Origin of the sequence: Microcoleus sp. AT9b-C3, from assembly GCF_036705485.1 — a bacterium.
In the GTDB taxonomy this organism is placed as follows: domain Bacteria; phylum Cyanobacteriota; class Cyanobacteriia; order Cyanobacteriales; family Microcoleaceae; genus Microcoleus.
The window spans coordinates 55,847-74,165 of sequence record NZ_JAUBUR010000013.1; the positions used below are offsets into that span (position 1 = coordinate 55,847).

An 18,319-nucleotide genomic window follows, 5' to 3' on the forward strand; every position below is an offset into this window, starting at 1 on the left:
ATCCTTACATTTGGAATTGTAAATTCCTGCATTCCTATTGTCACATTACACAAATGTCTTCCATAGTAGGTGATATCAATTTTTGGGTCAGTGGCGATACTTTTCCAAATTTCAATAACCTTTATTGTGATTTGGTATTTATTATAAAAGAAAAAACTTATTGGAAAAATGCTAATACTATAGATCGTACCGATGCTATTATTGATACTGATGAAGCATATCTGGATCACTATCGTTGGGCTTGGCAACATCCTTTTAAGCGTCGTCGCAGATTCACCCTTAAAGCTGATCCAGATAACAGCTTTCAGCCACAGAACGCTTTTCAAGAATTAATTGATATTCTTCCTTTTCTGCTCGAACAAGGACTGACCCTACCTGAAATTCGTCGAGGTATGAGAGCGGGCTTTAATTCTAAACCGTTTAGCCTTAATGCTTCTTTGGCAGCTAATCTTTACTCTTGGTTGGATCGAACCGCAGCTATTAAACTTGAGGGAGCTAAGTTACAAAAAATTCGTGAAAACAACCCGCATTTAGCAAGCCTATAAATTTATTGAAAATTTTAGTATAATTCCTTAATTAACAAAAATTATTTCTTATGTAAGAGTTACGAAATTTAGCCTTAGCCATATAAACAGCTTCCTTAACTTTCCATTGTTTTTTGGGCAGTAACTCTTTAACATTTTGTAACTGAACTAATCCTCTATAATCACCTGTAATTTGAGAAACAACTCTAGCGATCGCCTTACAACAACCATCAGGATATTTAACAACTTGCAACTCAGAAAACCGAATCACCACCCAATTTCTTTCTAAGAAAAACTGATTGCGCTGATTATCTTTATTCCTATCCACACAATGATGAGGCTTTCCCGTTCTCCCATCATAAGGTTCATCAATCTCGATATCTATAGCTAAACCAGTCGGTTTATGAACCAAAATAAAGTCAGCGGTGTAACGAAAAGATGTACCGGGTATAGGAAACTCACCACCCATACAGAAGTCATAAAAACCAGAGAAATAACGACATAAGTAAATAAAAAATTGCTTTTCACTTACCCCTTGTTGTACTCCTCCCTTACCCTGACTTGCTGGCGGTTGAACAATCTTTTTCAACAAATTATTAAGCAGCTTAGATCGTTCCTGCAACAGAGAATTATATTGCTCAGTTTCCTTGTGATTTAGCTGCAAGCGACACAATTGATAACTTTCGTATTTGGATAATTGTTGTTGGTAGTCAGCCAGTCGTTGCTTGTAGCGATCGCGCACTTGAAAATCAACAAACCGCAGATAAGAGAAAGTCGCTACTGCACTCACTGAGGAACAGGTCAGCGATGACCAGAAAGCCATAACACTCATGCCAAACAGCCAGTTAACCAACATTACTACCGCAACACTAGCTATCCAAAGTTGAATTACCAGAGAATAACGAGAATTATTGGAAACTGGCGGTCGCGGCGGAAAAGGCATTTTTTTTGTAGAAGAAGCACTTTCTTCCAAAATAGGTATCGGGTTATCCGCGCAGAACTGACGAATGGAATCCGGGAGAAGAATAACTGGGTAAAAGCCTCTTATTTGGCTCATGGTTATGCTTTTTGTAGGCGATATATAAGCTCAGGCTATGTGTATTTTCAGCCTTTAACCTATTAAATATGCGTGTCGTATCACATCATGCCCAGGAATGACAAACTCCTCTACCTAATTTCCGATGTCATCCACTTATAAATGGGCTAACGCCCAGAGAGTGGGGTGGAAATAATAATTTGGTACGCCACTACTTATGCCTACAAATCAGCCCAATAATACACAAAAAATTGCCACAGACCGTCTCAAATCCACGCGGGACAAACTGACTAGAAAAATCAAATTGGCATTGAAGACTGCAACACCAGAAGAAACTCTGGAAGTGTGGATGCTAATGAAACGGCAGGAACTCAAAAGAACGACTCCTGGGTTATCGGAACAGCAGATGGAAAGCGTCGTGCGATCGCTAATCCTAGAACTCGGCTATGACATCATCGCTACCTCAACTGCCTCACCTGCTGCTGCATCGCCAGAACCAGAAGTTCAGACAGATGAAAGCGAAGTGGATGACGCGGATGAGGATAACGATGCTGATTTCACTAACGACGATCTTGAAGGCGACGAAGATAACTTTTCAGAAGAATTATCAGATGTATCTGAAGAAAAACTTCCTTCTCGCAAGCAGCGGGTTCCTGCTTTGAAAAAAGTAGAAAGCTTAAGGGCTTCTACGCGAAATGGAAAGCACTATTAAGCATTGTTGAATTTGAAATCCTAGACGAGGTTTTACACAACCGTGTCCCTACAACAATGTGAAGCTGACGACACAAGAAATACACTCATTTCCTACACTAATACTTCTTTGCTGGGAAGAGTGGATTTCAAATCCGACTCCCTAGAACTTATCCCAGAGACGGAAATTTTGGAAGTAGGCGATGAAAGCATTGACTCTCATAGTTTGGAAGACGAACTCACGCCAGGAACGCTAGACATACTCGCTCGCATTGAAACTTTTGATGAGTATTTTCATTGTTGCGGAAGGTGGTAACTAATGTATTTAGCCAAAGATTTGTTAGCCAGATATTCGATACAAGCAGTCGAACTCTGGAATCAATTGGAAACTGCTGAAACTCCCGAAGAAGAGGAGGCTATTCTCAAAGAAATCTGGGAAAACCAGACAAACCAGGAAATTGCTGCTGACACGCAAGCCGAACTAGCAGATCAACTAGATGCTGAAATTTGTGCCGTCAAAGCACGCTTAAAACACTTAGTAGAACTGCATAATAAGGCAATTGAACGATTGGAACGTTGGCGCAACAGTCTGGATAAAACCCTACTACAATTTCATTCAATGGGAGTAATTCCCACAGAGATTGTGGGGATCTCGCGTCACATCCGACTCAAGGAAAATCCGCCGAGTTGCGAAGTATTAATCAATCCTTGTGAATTGCCAACAGAGTACCGCACGGAAAAGCTAGTCGTTACACCCAACAAACGCAAAATCGTAGCTGATTGGAAACAAGGCATTCCCGTTGATGGCACTCGAATTGAGCGTAAACTCCGAGTTGAATACGGAATAGTACCATCAAATCTGACCTCTGCAACTGAGGTAATTTCTAATCGTGCTGCAGCACCAAATACTCAGGAGAATCATTCAACTATAACACAAAATAGTAGGCGAAAAGAAAAGGCGAGCGCTAAAGGCGTTGATGGTTCTAACAAGAAGATGAAAGCACGAGCCGGCTAGGGGTAAATCTTCAGACAAACAAGCGTGGGAGGTTTAACTAACAGCAGATAGTTGTTATATCGCTATCTGCTAAACCATTTTTTTGAAGTAATTTAGGACAGCTTAATCCATGAATAAACAAAACAACCATTCCTTTGATATTTCAACATTTGACACAATTACCTACCGGATTCATCGAGGGAAACTTGCCATCTTAATTGAGGATGGAGACAATCGCCTCGATATATCGTTTCCCATAAAAGATGGGCGATTATTCGTCCTCCTTGGTTCTATAAGAGCTGCTGTAGCTGAAGCAATGACCGATTACTTGGAAGTAGAAGCCTACGCGGATGAGCCGCTACTATTATTAAGTGGATCTTTGAATAAGTTTAATTAATACCAATAAGGGGGCTAACGCCCATAAGTAGTATGACAAGCTATTAAATAGCATAGCAAAAATGAAATGGTTGACACCAGAAGAGGCAGTCGCGGCTGCTAATTTATCGGTAACGAGCGAAGAGTTAATTGAGTATACAATTCAAGCCGAAGATGAAGAAACAATAGAGGAAAAATTCCAAAAGATTGGACTGCTATTTGACCGCGATCGCTGGCAAGCCAAAAAACATTATCTAGGTCTCCTCTCGCCAGCTAAAGTTAAAAAAACAGTCGCTACTGAATCATCAACCTCTGCAAGCGATTCAGAATCAATAGATGATGATAATTGGGCAGAGGAAGATGAAGAAAATGCTGTCTCTGAAACTGAAGGATCCCACAATTTACAATCCGAACATCAAGAAGAACCTTATATCTTAGAGAAATGTACTGTCGAAGTGCACCTGACATTTAAACCAGATGACGGCCATCCAGACGGACGAATTGTAATTATTTCCGCAAGTAGTCACAGGGACTTTCCAGTTAGCGAAAAGATAAGAGAGTCATCATTGGGAGAATTACCGCCACCTCTCAAAGAACTGCTGAAGGAACTTGTAGCAGATTTTCCTAATTGCCAAGTGCGGCGACAGATTGCTAATGCTCGCAACCAAAAGAAAAGAAGCGCTAACCCAAATAAACCTGGAAGCGAAGCAAGTAGCACCACTACGTCTACAACTTCTACAGAGTCTAAAACTACTGGAACGCAACTGACCTTATTTGGGATTTGAACAACATACCTACTTTTGGGATAAGAAAATGACTTCAAAAAAGAAAGTGCTAATTTCCTTCGAGGGGCAACAGCATCCTGTTGATGAGGAAATAGCAAATGATGATAACGAACTCCGCAAATTGCTCACAACTTATTACCCCGATTGCGCCAACGCCGACATCATTAGAAAACCTGGAGAATTGATTACAGTAGCCAAACGCAACGGCTCTAAAGGAGTAAAATAACCATGAAAATGACTCCTTTAGAATTCCTCATCAATGCACCAGAAGAAGTCAATCCAGCACTATCTATGTGCCGGAAACTACAACGGTTAGAGCTTTCTGGCGAACTCGATAGCGCGACTATGAAAGAAATGGTAAAAGCTATTGACTTAGCTATTTCAAAAGGGACAGACGACGTGAGAGCAGTTGAGCAAACCAAGGAACGACTGTTAAATAGTCGCTCTGTAGCTGGTGCAGTTCCAATGGGGTTTTAATATGGCTGCAATTTGGAATGCTAAATCCGCTCTGCAAATATTACAGCAGTGCCAACCAATCATCGATTTTAAATCAGCAACAGATTATTTGTTAGATAAACTGAACACCTATCAGCTACTCAGTCTTTATCAACAATTGTTTCCTTTGGAATGGGAAAAAAGCCAAGCGGAACTCTACTCGGAAGATGAAAATCACAGTCCCAAGGAATTGGAGTTTATTTCGCTAGTTAACGAACATTTATTTCCGATTGACGACATAATTTTAGAGGGCGCTTATGAAGAGCGCCTCTATCAAATTCCTGTCTCGCCCAAAGGAGTAGATTGGCAAGACCATGAAGAAGGAATTGACGCATTGCGAAGCGGATGGCAGATATTACTGCCGCTTTCGCAGTCAGGTAGATGGTGGTTGGAATCGATAGCAGGTGAGGAAGGGGAATCGTGGTACGAATGCACGTTTGGATACAGCTTGAAAGACATTGCACATCCCGAAAAAACTAACTTCAAACTTCTTAAAAGATTAGCCCGTCGTGTTGCACCTCCTATCAGCGATTTGCCGACAGCATTAGCACTCCTTGACTTGGAAACAGGAAATATTTGGCTAGACCAAAGTGTTTGCTGTGAAAGTTACTGGAATCGCAATTTTGAATCAAGACCCTGGACAATTGAAGACATTAAATTCCTAGCAAGTGAATGGAAGAAAGCCACTCAGCTACTAGATAAAGCCTGCGACTTGATTGACTGGATTGAATCTGAGCCTAACACCAATTTCTCACACCTCTTAGCATTATGGAATCTGACATTACATCTGAAATAATTCGAGAGGTACTGGAGGTAGCCCCCCGAAAATTGTCCACTATTCAAGCCGAACTTCTCTTTATTGAGGGCGGTACTTACATTTTTCACTATCAATCGGGGGACAGTTCCAAGTACAAATGCCTGTCTCCAGCAACTCTGCGAGCAGCTTTTGCCAATACACCCATTGATTCGGGTTGGATAAACCCTGAATCGGGGATAGTACGTTGGGGAACTGGCAGCGCCGGGGAATGGACAATCAAATTCGTGCTACCTCAGAAACACGAAATAAATTTGTTGGAATCAAAGCACTTGGTTTGTTTACCAGCATTGGTGTTCTTGGGGTTGAAATCTGATTACTGGGTTTGGGCAATTAAAGGCTCTAAATTTGACCCGGAAGCAGATGCTTTTCACGTTCCGCTGCCCAACGTCTATTTGCATTCCTATCAACCCTGTGGACGCATCTGCTGGGGAGATAATAAACCGCCTGTAGCTTCGCCCAATACTATAAAAAAAGCTTGGGAATTGTTCATCTCTAGTCCCTTCAACGGACATTTGAGTGACGGCAAATCTAGGACACAACCCAGTGACGTGCGCTTGCAGCTCGAAAAAGTAGTTAAACGTTCATCTTACCCAGTTAAAGATTTAGTCAGCACGAACCAAACAATTGCCAAATTAGTTTCAGCAATAACTGATGATTGAACTACCTAAACTGAATCACTACAACTTAGAATTTGTCGAATATAAGATTGTCAAACTCGGAGACAATCTGCCGTCTCACTCTAGCAGTATGTTCGAGTATCTGATTGGCAGCAATGGCATCTTTGTGAGAGCGGTTAGACTGGGGTTAGAAGTGATAATTCCGGTGGAAATTTTTACCGCGTCAATCAGAGGTTTAGAACCGATTGAGCCTTTAGTCCGATTAACTCCCGGACGAATCCCTCAGCAGATACTCATCCAAATGTGGAAAGAAAGTTGTATCGCCGCGCTTGCAGAACCACCGTTAGAAATCACTTTCCACATTCATCAGGAACAAGGACAATGGCGGCTCGTAATTCCCGAGCAAACGCAAAGTTCTGCTAAATGTAGAGCAATTGAATACGGTTTAGATTCTTCGTACATTAACGCCACTGTAGAGGTACATTCGCACAATCGGATGGCAGCTTTCTTTTCAGGTGCAGATGATGCAGATGAAGGGGGTTTCCGCATTTTCGTAGTTTTAGGGAGAGTGACTGAATCGAGCGCTGAAATTATTTGCCGCGTGGGAGTTTATCGACAGTTCTGGCACGTTCCGGCTGACTGGATATTTGAATTACCGAGTTTCATTGTAGATGTCACAGTTGGTAGAGAAAAAGACGATTTGATTGATAAATTCTACTCCAGTTCTGTTGCGCCATCTTTGTTAGATGACCCAATCGAATTGTAAACAAGATTTGGAGATTTACCCCATGTTTAATTATGATTATTTGGAAGCTTCGCCTCTGATTGTCAGACAAGCTGATTCGATTGATTTTTGGCTAATTGGGGCGGGAGGAACGGGTTCTTGGCTGTCGTATCACATTGCGCGGCTGGCACGGAGTTTGGGTAAGTCGGGGAAAAAGGTGCAATTTGCGATCGCAGATCCCGATCGAGTTGAATTCGCCAACATCAGCAGGCAAGCTTTCTGCGATAAGGAAATTGGACTGCCCAAGGCGCAGGCTCTAGCGTTGAGATACTCTATCGCTTGGGGAGTTGACACGACGGCTTTCGTGCAGGAATTTGACCCCAAGCTAATCCGCTACGCCTACGACAAACTGACCATCCTGGTGGGGTGCGTGGATACAGCAGCCGGGAGAGCGGGAATTAATCAGGCTCTGGAGTTAAACCAATTTTACAGCCGTTCTGAAATTCCCCGCGTGTGGTATCTCGATTGCGGAAATCATGCAGCAGCCGGACAAATCTTGCTGGGCAGTTCTTTGGAAACTGACCCGGAGTTCTATCATTTTGGGGGGCTGGGATGTGCTAGGCTGCCATCTCCGATGCTCCTGGCTCCTGACCTTTTGAAACCGAAACCTGAAGAGTTGACAAATAATCTATCTTGTGCTGAGATGGCAGTGCTGAATGTGCAGAGCGAGAGCGTGAATGTTCGAGTGGCGGCTGAGGCGGCGGATTATTTGTACCGGATGGCTGCGGGCAATCTCAAGCGGTTTGCGACCTATTTTGATTTGGAGAGTGGGACGGCGCGATCGCTTTACATTACTCAGCAGTCTGTGTGTGCAGCTTTGAAATCCAATGCTTGATATAAAGCTTTTGGAAAAGACAGAGGGAATACTAGAGCTAGTTCCTATTTATGATTGATTTATGTTAGCAAAGCCGTTTTCAGAAATCTTCTCAGATGAGGAAGAGGCAAATCAAGCATTTGACTACTTAAAAGACACTCTAAAGTTCTTAGGTGTTAATAATGCAGAAGATCCGCAGTTCTGTTTGAGCATCGAACCCGGTTCCCGCATAGACCACAGCTATCTTCTTAAGGCGCTGAAACCAATAGGAGTGGAGAGTATTGAAGATTCTCATTATAAAAATAATGTAGAGTCATTTAACAAATCTTGGTGTTGCAGTCAGTGGATTTTGGTTCTTGATTTCAAGGGTTGGCGAGTATGCACCTTTTCAAAACCGTCTGAATATAAACTTATTTTTCCTTTCGTTGGAGAGGATAAGATGGGTAGAAAAAAAGCACCACAGTATCACCGAATACCAGAGAAACTGAAAGACTCTTATGACCAAGTGGAAACTAAGTACCTAAAGAAGTGGAAGAAAAAAAATGGCTGGTATGGCGACACACAGACAGCATATGAGAAAGCGTTGAGTATCTACAAGGAGCTAGAGGAAAATGAATTTTCTATAAAGCAGAGTATTTATCACCAAACACTTGTAGAAGCATTGTTTAACTCAGAGAAACGAGAGAAATTACTGAGTGAAGGATTGCTAGAGTGGACTGGGGATGGGGATGAGCTAGCAGCACAGGTGCAAGCGTCAGTAAACCGGGAACAGTTCGGACGAGAGATGACTACTACATATTTTGAGGACATCAAACAACAAGTTGCCGAACTGGGATTGCGAATAGATGAGCGTTTGCTACGGCGTTATCACTTAGGGCTAGAGACTCGAAAGTTCGTCATCTTGTCCGGGGTTAGCGGGACAGGAAAAACCTGGTTGACTAAGGCGTATGCAGAAGCCATAAGTGCAGAATACCTGTTAGTGCCAGTAGCCCCCAACTGGCTAACCAATGAAGACTTATTAGGATATTTCAATCCGATTGATAAGAAGTATCATGATACGGAGTTCAACCGCTTTTTGAAAGCAGCAGCGAAGGAATATCAACAGGCACAAGAGGAAGGCCGAAAACCAAAGCTTTATCACTTAGTTTTAGATGAAATGAATTTAGCGAAGGTGGAGTACTACTTTGCAAAGTTTCTGTCTGCAATGGAAGTGCGAATGCGAGAGGGAACCGCGCGAATAGAGCTAGGGCCAAACGAAGAAACAGGGAAGAGTGAGGTATTATTGACACCAAACCTTTATTTTATTGGTACAGTCAATGTGGATGAGACAACTCATGGCTTTGCGGATAAAGTTTACGATCGCGCCCAACTAATTGAATTGACTATTAATGAGCAGCAGTTGAGGGATTATCTGGTAAAAACAGCTTGTAATAGTGACTGTGCTAAGGTACTGATGGAAGTCTGGAAGGATGTTCACCCTGTTGCGCCGTTTGCATTCCGGGTCATGGATGAGATAGTAACATACGTAAAAGAAGCTGAAAAACTGAGCGTGCCGTGGAATGAAGCCTTAGATGAACAGTTGCTCCAAAAAGTATTGCCTAAGTTTAAAGGAGGAGATAGCCGTGTTGGAGAAGCATTAAAAAAGTTTTTAAAGATTGCAAATAACAATAACTTGGAACTGAGCCTTAAAAAAGCCGAAGATATGCGGAATAAATTTAATGAACATGGATTTACCTCATACTTCTAGTAAGTTAGGGTTTTGCACCGACAAAGGCGAGAGTTTGGATAGGCCAAAGGAGTGGCAACGAGCGCTGATCGAGGTGCGTTTGCCACTTGACCAGTGGTCACAGGTAAAGTTGTTTCGGCAAGGTCGTCAGCTAGATGTGCAACGGCGCATTATCCACGGTCAGGATTGCATAGTTGCAGAGTGGGAACGGTCAGACCCTGGCTATTATCAGTTGCGCTTAGAGTGTGGAAGTACAGTTGAAGAGCGGATCGTCACGGTTCTACCGGAGAAGATTACACTGGATGCCTTTACTCAATTACTAACCGATTTATCAATGGAGTTGCCAGCAGCAGTGGCAGTGGCACTACAACGGGTTGGAGCATTTGGCAATTTAGTGTTCCGAATGCCACAGGAAACGACGGTAGCAGAGGAACTTAACCGCCTACGACGAACGATTTTGGGTACAAAGGAACGACCCGGATTGCAAAGTCTTTTACCAAAGTTAGCACTTGACCCGCATCAAGTCCTGCGATCGCAGGAGGTATGGGTTCCGCAGGCTCAGGCACGGCGGCTTTCCATCAGCGGATTACCCCAGGCAATGCGGGGTCACAATCTGGACAAATTTGGTAAACCAGTGCGTGTCCTCGACTGTCGGGTGGAGCATACGTTGGATGTGTATGAAAACCGTCTGGTGAAGTTGTACGTGCATCAAGTTGAGCGGCGATTGCTGCGACTAGAGCGGTGGCTGAATGAGCTAATGTTGCTGCCATCCCGCAATGATTACAGCGACTGTATCCAAGAGCTACAGAGGTTGGTAAAGAGTCTAAGCGATGCTAAGAGACAGGCACATTTTCTCTCGGAAGTCAGCTTACCGCAGTCTTTGAGCAACCAGTTGACAATGGTGTTCGTAAAGCGTCCTGCTTACCGGGCAGCCCTAGAGGGCTTTTTGGAGTTTTGCAGACAGATGGAAGTCCGATTGGAGCAATCGGCGCTGGATGTGCCGTTGCAAAATCTACCATACCTGTATCAACTATGGGGAACACTTCAAGTAATCCAGGTATTGCTGAAAGTTGCAGCAGAGCAAGGATATCGGTTAAAGCACAATCGGTTGACACACCCGATTGAAAACGAGTTGGTGGTGGTGCTACCAAACGGAGAAATAGCCGTAGAACTGGTGCATCCACAGACCGAAGTATCGGTGACGCTTACCCCGGAGCGTACCTTTGCAACCGACCCAAGTGCAGCCACCTACAGCATTAGCTTTGACCAGCGTCCAGATATTGTCGTAGAGGTAAGGCATCCGTCTAGCCAGGTTCCTAGCATTTATCTATTCGATCCGAAGTACAAGGTAGATTCGCGAGAAGGTTGTAAAGTTCCTCTCAAACAGGACATTGACAAGATGCACAGCTATCGAGATGCCATTCGTGGAGTTGGTGGGGTGCGAGTAGTTCAATATGCAGCTATCTTGTACCCTGGAAATTATGAGCAATATGATGAGGGGTTACAAGCACTACCCACAGACCCTTTGTTAGTTGGGGAACTGCACAAACATCTCCGCCGAGTCTTTGAATCGGCGATGAATTTCTAATTAAGGAAATAGTGCTGCAATTAGGAAAGTAAAAACTCCTATCCTATTAAGCCAATACCTAATCGAAATGCTTCATATTTCCTATACCTACAACGCGAATTTGTTGTAAAAATTTACGATGAGCAGGAACCTAAACAATCAAACCTGCATGAAAACTCTCCAAAGAACGTTTGGTCGCAAACTGTCCCACCGCAACTGCTTATTCAATGGAAAATTTTCCATTGAGCCTAGCCAAGCTCAAAGATCATATTAGGGCGGCTACCGCCGCCCCATCGAACCAAACACCCCATGCCTCTGCTATGTGTCCCCCTACGCCTAGACCCTATCGATATATGTAGGGTCAGCCTGAATTCGCTCGTCGAAGTCCATATTCTCCCATTCTTCAATAACCCTCCCCGGTCTGTCCATCAAATCCGCAGGAGCACTGCTGGGACGCACGAATGGGTATTTATCCTCATCTTCAGGAGCGATCGCCAATTCCACCAGCTCAGTATCTTCATCTTCAAACAGAGCCGGATTAACAATTGTATCAACCTTTAGTTCCATTTCAATCACCTCAAAAACACTTCCAACGGTCAACACTTGACCGAGTTTCAACCTGTTAAGGCTTAGATAGACTTTTCTTACCTGCCTTACCAACTGTTTCAACAATTCCTATTATAACACCTCGATTCTAGGGAGAAATCAACTCATGGTCGCCACAGTTTGTACCGAACAAGGACTCAAGATTCCCGTTTTTGATGCCGCTTACACTGATGCCAAAGGTCGAAATGTAGGAAAATTTTTCAACAACCCAGAAATCCTGCGGCACTCGATTTTGCAAGCAATATTTGAACCAGAGGAACTGAAGACATTAATGATTGTCAAACTTGACAAATCCAATCCAGATCCTAGCCAATTACGCGCCAGCATCCACGACCCTGAAGACGGCATCAAGCGACGCATGATATTTCAATCTGGAAACAGCTATTATTTTGGTGACGAAACCCTAGCCAAAAAGATAGGAGACTTATTCGTAACCGAAAAAGACACCGCCTGTCGCTACGGTTCCCTTCTAGTCAGCACTTGTATGTCCGGCGTATCAGAATGCGACCATCTGCGAGTAAAAATTGTTGATTTCACCGACCCGCAATATGCTAAATATCGAACCGGAGACTGTCACGGTGCCATCAGTTCCGAATTACTCAAAAGCATCGGCGGCGAGAAAAATCGAGCCAGTCAATTTCGTTTCGCTTGGCTGAGCAGTTGGAATACAGAAAATACAGAATCCACACCCCAAGTCAGCTTTCTGGCTAAAGGAACCCTCCGTCCCGATGACAATTTACTCGACTCCGACGCCGACTCTAAAGGGAACAAACCTCAACTTATTTTAGACCGTTCCAGCATCAAAGGCATCAATAAAAAACAACTCAAAGAACTCATTCCTTGTGGCGATTACGAATTACCAAAAGCCATCCTTGGAAACCGCAAAAACAGTCAAATCGGCATCACCCAAACAAGCTGGCAGTCTACTGGAGTTTGGTTCGACGAAGAAGCCCAAAGGCAAGACTTAGTACCAACAACTAAAGCCGAAGCCCAAAGACTGGCAGCACTGCAACGCGACCCCATGAAATTGCGCCAAGCGATGATTGAAGATTATGACAAGCGCGAAGCATTTTTAGCGCGTTTGAATGAAAAAAAACTCAAAGAACAGCAGGAAAAACTATCAACTACAATTGACGACGAAATTAACGGTGACAGCGAGGAAAGTACCGAGGATAAAAAGCGGGAAAGACAGGACATCCAGATGCTCAAAGCCGATAAATTCGGACTGATGATAGGCAGTCCCGAATTCACCAATATGGCAGAAAGGTGGCTGGCATCCAAATGGCGAAATCTGGCAACCAGGGGAGCTTTATCAATGACTTCTGCAATGGCTCTACCCTGCGAAGATTTACCCAAAGGCACGGTTTGCGCTAACCATTTAGAAGAAGGAGAATGCGTTCAAGGTCGATTCCCAATTCTCAACAAAGATGGTCTGAGGATATATCAAAATGTACACGCAAAAAACCTGGAAAATATTTCAGAGGAAACCCGTGCTGTCATGTCGAAAATCAAAGGGGTAATTTGGTTCAATCCCAAAGACTTAGAAAAGTTCCATCAAGGAGACTTTGACGGTGACGAACCGTTTGGCATCGAATCTCGAAAAATCCCTCAAATTGCCCAACAAATCTTACCAGCACAAGACGGATTATTTGACTTCGGAGAAGTGGTACAAGCCGAGAAAGTTCCCTATACTAAAGCTCGGTATCGAGAAGACGACCCTGAAGTCAGAGAAGGTAAAGTTAAAGCAGGTCAACGCAAATTTACTACCCTAGAACAAATTGGAGTTGCCAGCTCTCAAAATGAAGTCGGAATCGTCGCCTTAGCCATTGGCAAAGTAGCAGCAGCACTCCCCAACCCCGGCGAAGATGAAAAGCTATTTCTCAAGCAGCAAAAGCGATTTATCGCTGCTCTCAGCATTATGGAACAGTACGAAGTTGACTACCAGAAAAACTCGCTGCGGGGTAAAGATGCCAAAGAAGTGAAAGAGAAAACAAATCTAAATCCCGACACTTTACTAGAAAAAGTAGATGAATGGTGCGAGAAACACAAAAGCTGCACTTACTTTTTCCAGTACAAAGGAGACGAGCGACTGTACAAACAATTTCCCATGCCTGCTGACTTTCCCAATCCTGTTTACGTCTTAGCCAAAGAGGCCGTTAACCCTTATTGGGAACAGACGCGGCTCATCCACCGCAACCGAGATGAATTTCAGCACATTCTTCCCCCAATTCCGGCTCATTTAATCGTGTCGAAAGACAATCGCCAGCAACTGGATGCAGCAGGCATTGAGTATGAAAAAGAAGGGAAAGAATTGCACGTTTTCTATGAGTACAAAAATACCTTAGTAGAGAGAGGAATCGAGTACCGACACAGCAAAGAAAATGACCTGCATTGGGAAGAAAACGAATTGCAATGGGCGAAAGACCTGGTGCAGCGCTTTCAAGAGGACAAAAGCATTATCTACGATCGCACTGGCAGCGATATCAAAGCTCGAAAAGAGGAAATGGGGAAACTTTATGACAGTTATCGAGCCGAGATTGACGAAATTTGGGATACTCCTGAAAGAAAAACCAGGGCTGCTCATGCTTTATTCCAAGCTACCCACACTTCCGATAACCTGAGCAAACACCGGACAATTTGCCAGAAGGTAGCAGAGGATTTAGAAATTACCTTTTCCCTACAAGAAGACTACGAATTGCTCCACGAAGCCTTACCGCGAGATGTCTACGTCCTACAAGTTCCTTTCCAGAAAGTGAAAACTAAAGACGGCAGAACCATTGACCTTCCTAACCAATGGAAAGACGCACTCGATAGCAAAGGGATTGCATACGAAGCCACTGCTCATCCCGAATTGCCGTTAGTTGAATTCGCCTTCAAAAACTTACCCCAAAGCATGGTGGCGAAACTAGATGCCAAATATGGAGATAATTCCAACGACCATATCGACACCGACTCTTTGAAGGTAACAAACTACTCCGGTAATGAAACCAGACTCCTCATCGTCCCTCCCGTCGATTGTCGGTGGATTGAGTCTCAAGATAAAGCAGGTAGAGGCGCACTTGTCTACAAATTATTCATGGATGAAATCTCCGATGCTTTGTCAAATTATCGGGTAAATCAAATAGAAGTAGTCAATGTCAAACATCCCGATAACGATTACTCAGAGGAAGATTTCTCCAAGTCAAAATGGAAGGATCGGAAAGTAACTCTGCAAGTGGGAACGATAGATTTACCTCCCACTCACGAGAAATATTACCGATTTCAAGGCACTCCCATTATCCAGTTGACCGGGAAAAACTTGGGTACATTTTCCCCTGAAAGTCCTAAATTTCCCCCTGGAACCACTTTTGAGGCGACGCTTTCCCCCGACAAAGGCGGCCGGTCGGTTATGCTGAAAGTCGATCGCGAATCGATTCGGTTGCCTGAAATTCAATTGCCATCGATCGATTCACCTGAAGTATCTCAGACTTCTGAGTTGGCGAAGCCTGCACAAAGCGGGATTGGCGAAGCGCTTCGCCCAAAAGGAATTGCTCAAAACAGTAGCACGTACCAACCGCCAAAATTCCAACAAGAACCTGCTTCAAAACCAGAAACGGCAGTTAATAACGGAAAGCGCGACACCACTAACGCTAAAGCTGAAAACTGGCGGCTTTCTCTGCAAGACACGCTCTTGGGCGTCGTCTCGGAAACCTACAAGCAACGGCGATCGCACCTTCCTTCCCATAGCACCCAGCACTTCAAGTTTGGCGACAACCAATGGACCGCTTACGTGCAGCCGAACGGGGATTGCTTTGTCAGAAACGAGTCCAAGCGCACCGTGTTTAAAGCCAACGTTCACACCGGGGAGGTTCAAATTCCCCTGACAGAGCAAGCAGCGGCTCGTTTTCAAGAGATGATTGTAGAACGGGAAAAAGATTTGGCCCAGTCCCGAACTATTCTCACGCCTGCGACTGAATCGAAACCGAGGGAGTTGGAAATGGTTTAGTCGAGTGGGGGTGGCTGGGTTTTATATCGTTTCCGGTTGGATGGGAATGATAAAGTCAAGGTCAATAATTCCCCATTCCCCCACGGACCACGGACCACGGACCATCATTCCGGTCTAACCGGAATTGATATTAGGGGGCGATCGCCTAGGAGTCAATGGAAAATTTTCCATTGACTTCTGTTGTACGCACAGCTAAAAGTATGTTATGGATTATACTTAAACCACTTTTTACCCTCGTCCTAGACCAACGCTTCGCTTCGCAAATCTCTGTAGTATACTTGTGCTATCCTAACAATTAGCTTGAAAACAAAGTTTCTTAATGTCAGCTAAAGATTTCTTTCACAATACAGTTAAAACATCTCTCGAAAAAGATGGGTGGACAATTACAGACGATCCTCTATTTATTCAAGCTGAGGATATTGATTTTTACATAGACTTAGCAGCAGAGAGAATCCTAGCTGCTGAAAAAACTGGTCAAAAGATAGCAGTAGAGGTAAAATCTTTTCTAGGAGCGTCAGACGTGACTGAGTTTCACATAGCACTTGGTCAATGCCTCAACTACCGTTCAGCCTTGAGATTGACAGAGCCAGAGAGAACTTTGTATTTAGCAATTACAGTTGATATTTACGATGAATTTTTTAGTCGTAAATTTATTCAAAGAGTAATTGCAGAACATCAACTCAAATTGCTTATTTTTAACCCCGAACGAGAGGATATTGTTCTATGGAAGGAATGAATTACCGTGAAGTAGTGCAAACAATTCTTAAAAGTCATGCCAAAAATCGGTCAAATAGCCAGACTGAAGTCCAACTGATATTTGATACGGAACGCGATCGCTATCAAGTTCTTAATATTGGTTGGCAAGATTTAACACGAGTATTTGGCTGTATCATTTACGTGGAAATAAAAGATGGCAAAATTTGGATCGAACGGGATGGTACAGAAATGGGAGTTGCTAACGAATTAGTAGAAGCTGGAGTTCCTAAGCTAGATATAGTTTTAGCGTTTAAAGCTCCCTATAAACGAAAATTTACTGAGTTTGCTGTGAGTTGAAAATGGGAGCGATCGCATTTAGTCATTTTGATAAATATCCCTCTTTACTCTCCTATTAAACATTTGCCACTGATTCGTCACAGTTTATGTTTGTTCGCTTAGCAATTTTTCTTTCAACTCCTGACATTCTTGGGCTAATGGGATGCCTAATTCTGTAGCAATGGATAAGGCATAATCGCAAGTCTCAATAGCTAGAGGGATGTAGCCTAAATCCGCTGACTCATTTTAGCGATCGCTATCTTAATCCGCTCTGTTGCCTCGCTGGTTCAGGTACTAACCCCACTGATGTTACGACCAAGGTCAGGTTCTTCTAAGAAATAGCACCTGCTAACAAAAAGCATGAGTTGCATCCTCCACACAGAGGGTGCAACTTTTTGTGAGAAATAACACCACAATTGTTACTGAAAGCCACAAAAAGCTTTATATTTTAACCCTTCTGTTTCCTAATATTTCCTAATATTCCCTAATATCTCCTACTTCTCCCTAATATTTCCTAAATTTTCCTCCAAATTTCACAAATCTTAATTAAATTAAATTAAATTTCGCTGCTTTTTAATAGATTTTTTGTACTCCGACACCTCCTCAATCCTCCTAGTTAGTACGCCAGTCGCATAGCAAGCCATGTCAAATAGACGTTATAGGGGGGTAAAAATGAGTAAATCGCCCAAATCACCCAATTGTCAGAATTTGTGCAAAGGGCAACGACATATCTTCGCTTCAGCACAAGTGGCTGACGGATACCTCTTCTCTGGCTACCGCCAGTAAGCAGGGCGCTCACTTGCCCTTAAAATCGACCGAATGCCACAAAAACACTACACGCCCACTGAAATGGCGCATCCAACCAATGCTACTGCCCCTGAACCGAATGCGATCGCCCTGCCTGACCATTGGGTGCAACCGGATTTTAACTTTGGGGATGCAGTGACAGACAATGAAGAATCTTATATCGTCATAGGTTTGGCAATGGACACACACTTGGACATTTGGAAATACTTGTGTCGCACCCCGAACAATACAGAGCGATTCTTCTGGGAATATCAACTCAGACTTGCTTAAACTCCCAGCACGAAATATTAAGACTTTGTTGAGCGGCGGTGATCGCAAAACTAAGAGCCGTCCTCAACAACAAAGCACGATTGCATGTCCGACTTTGACAGTCAAAAGCTACAAGCAATCCAGGCAGCAGTATCCACCCTCGAATCAGCCATCTGGATGATAAAAACTGCTCCGGTCACTTCTCACTAATGCGACTTGTGACCGAACAAAACATAAACCGAAAGAAACAGCCTCATCTCCAACAGAATTGCTGAAAATTGAATCAATAAAAGCAATGGATGAATTACGGCGCAAACCTTGCCATCAAGGTTCAGGAAATTGTAGCGAACATCGGTTGCTCAGCATTAAGTTAACTTGATGCCAACAACCGCTCTGACCTAATCCCTTGCTGTTTA

At 43.6% G+C, this 18,319-nt stretch carries 20 protein-coding genes; 18 read left to right on the forward strand and 2 right to left on the reverse strand.

Annotated elements, in window-relative coordinates; all coding sequences use genetic code 11:
- The first annotated feature begins 53 nt into the window (after nt 1-53).
- Nucleotides 54-545 carry a hypothetical protein gene (locus tag QUB77_RS14245; RefSeq protein ID WP_333200657.1) on the forward strand — a complete coding sequence of 164 codons (492 nt, stop codon included), beginning with the start codon at nt 54-56 and terminating at the stop codon, nt 543-545.
- A gap of 31 nt (nt 546-576) precedes the next feature.
- Here QUB77_RS14245 and QUB77_RS14250 read toward each other — a convergent pair whose 3' ends face one another.
- The gene (locus QUB77_RS14250; RefSeq protein WP_333323126.1) at nt 577-1,581 is read right to left on the reverse strand and encodes a hypothetical protein; all 1,005 of its coding nucleotides are present in this window, start codon (nt 1,579-1,581) and stop codon (nt 577-579) included.
- Nucleotides 1,582-1,777: 196 nt separating this feature from the next.
- Between QUB77_RS14250 and QUB77_RS14255 the strand changes: the two genes are divergently transcribed.
- The 13 genes from QUB77_RS14255 to QUB77_RS14315 all read left to right on the forward strand — a co-directional run bounded on the left by QUB77_RS14255 (nt 1,778) and on the right by QUB77_RS14315 (nt 11,245).
- Nucleotides 1,778-2,272, forward strand: coding sequence for a hypothetical protein (locus tag QUB77_RS14255; RefSeq protein ID WP_333132184.1), 495 nt, complete (start codon nt 1,778-1,780; stop codon nt 2,270-2,272).
- Nucleotides 2,273-2,314: 42 nt separating this feature from the next.
- A complete protein-coding gene (locus QUB77_RS14260) occupies nt 2,315-2,566 on the forward strand; it encodes a hypothetical protein (protein WP_333132183.1) in 252 nt (83 codons plus the stop codon).
- A gap of 3 nt (nt 2,567-2,569) precedes the next feature.
- A complete protein-coding gene (locus QUB77_RS14265) occupies nt 2,570-3,265 on the forward strand; it encodes a siphovirus Gp157 family protein (protein WP_333323128.1) in 696 nt (231 codons plus the stop codon).
- A 109-nt stretch (nt 3,266-3,374) separates the two neighbouring features.
- Nucleotides 3,375-3,641 carry a hypothetical protein gene (locus QUB77_RS14270; RefSeq protein ID WP_333323130.1) on the forward strand — a complete coding sequence of 89 codons (267 nt, stop codon included), beginning with the start codon at nt 3,375-3,377 and terminating at the stop codon, nt 3,639-3,641.
- A 61-nt stretch (nt 3,642-3,702) separates the two neighbouring features.
- Nucleotides 3,703-4,404, forward strand: a complete 702-nt coding sequence (locus QUB77_RS14275) for a hypothetical protein (RefSeq protein ID WP_333323132.1) — start codon at nt 3,703-3,705, stop codon at nt 4,402-4,404.
- Nucleotides 4,405-4,432: 28 nt separating this feature from the next.
- Nucleotides 4,433-4,630, forward strand: a complete 198-nt coding sequence (locus tag QUB77_RS14280; RefSeq protein ID WP_015211755.1) for a hypothetical protein — start codon at nt 4,433-4,435, stop codon at nt 4,628-4,630.
- Between the two features lie 2 nt (nt 4,631-4,632).
- The gene (locus QUB77_RS14285; protein WP_333323134.1) at nt 4,633-4,881 is read left to right on the forward strand and encodes a hypothetical protein; all 249 of its coding nucleotides are present in this window, start codon (nt 4,633-4,635) and stop codon (nt 4,879-4,881) included.
- Between the two features lies 1 nt (nt 4,882).
- A complete protein-coding gene (locus tag QUB77_RS14290; RefSeq protein ID WP_333323135.1) occupies nt 4,883-5,695 on the forward strand; it encodes a hypothetical protein in 813 nt (270 codons plus the stop codon).
- Between the two features lie 32 nt (nt 5,696-5,727).
- Entirely contained in the window at nt 5,728-6,375 is a 648-nt protein-coding gene (locus QUB77_RS14295; RefSeq protein ID WP_333323137.1) for a hypothetical protein, read from the forward strand.
- Nucleotides 6,368-7,099: a hypothetical protein gene (locus tag QUB77_RS14300; protein ID WP_333323139.1), complete on the forward strand. Its 732-nt coding sequence runs from the start codon at nt 6,368-6,370 to the stop codon at nt 7,097-7,099. The genes QUB77_RS14295 and QUB77_RS14300 overlap by 8 nt, the downstream gene beginning before the upstream one ends.
- A 22-nt stretch (nt 7,100-7,121) precedes the next feature.
- Complete coding sequence (locus QUB77_RS14305) at nt 7,122-7,952, forward strand: ThiF family adenylyltransferase (RefSeq protein WP_333323141.1); 831 nt, start codon at nt 7,122-7,124, stop codon at nt 7,950-7,952.
- A gap of 61 nt (nt 7,953-8,013) precedes the next feature.
- Nucleotides 8,014-9,678: an AAA family ATPase gene (locus tag QUB77_RS14310; protein ID WP_333176487.1), complete on the forward strand. Its 1,665-nt coding sequence runs from the start codon at nt 8,014-8,016 to the stop codon at nt 9,676-9,678.
- Complete coding sequence (locus tag QUB77_RS14315) at nt 9,650-11,245, forward strand: DUF2357 domain-containing protein (RefSeq protein WP_333176485.1); 1,596 nt, start codon at nt 9,650-9,652, stop codon at nt 11,243-11,245. Before QUB77_RS14310 ends, QUB77_RS14315 begins: the two co-directional genes overlap by 29 nt.
- Before the next feature lie 315 nt (nt 11,246-11,560).
- Here the strand turns inward: QUB77_RS14315 and QUB77_RS14320 are convergent, their stop codons facing one another.
- Entirely contained in the window at nt 11,561-11,791 is a 231-nt protein-coding gene (locus tag QUB77_RS14320) for a hypothetical protein (RefSeq protein ID WP_333132173.1), read from the reverse strand.
- Nucleotides 11,792-11,936: 145 nt separating this feature from the next.
- Here QUB77_RS14320 and QUB77_RS14325 point away from each other — a divergent pair, with 145 nt between their 5' ends.
- From QUB77_RS14325 to QUB77_RS14340, 4 genes are all read left to right on the forward strand, one after another.
- On the forward strand, nt 11,937-15,815 hold the full coding sequence (locus tag QUB77_RS14325) for a hypothetical protein (protein WP_333176483.1): 3,879 nt from the start codon (nt 11,937-11,939) through the stop codon (nt 15,813-15,815).
- Between the two features lie 319 nt (nt 15,816-16,134).
- On the forward strand, nt 16,135-16,551 hold the full coding sequence (locus tag QUB77_RS14330; RefSeq protein WP_015211743.1) for a XisH family protein: 417 nt from the start codon (nt 16,135-16,137) through the stop codon (nt 16,549-16,551).
- On the forward strand, nt 16,539-16,868 hold the full coding sequence (locus QUB77_RS14335) for a XisI protein (RefSeq protein ID WP_333323143.1): 330 nt from the start codon (nt 16,539-16,541) through the stop codon (nt 16,866-16,868). Before QUB77_RS14330 ends, QUB77_RS14335 begins: the two co-directional genes overlap by 13 nt.
- A gap of 798 nt (nt 16,869-17,666) precedes the next feature.
- Nucleotides 17,667-17,924: a hypothetical protein gene (locus QUB77_RS14340; RefSeq protein WP_333323145.1), complete on the forward strand. Its 258-nt coding sequence runs from the start codon at nt 17,667-17,669 to the stop codon at nt 17,922-17,924.
- The last annotated feature ends 395 nt before the right edge of the window (nt 17,925-18,319 follow it).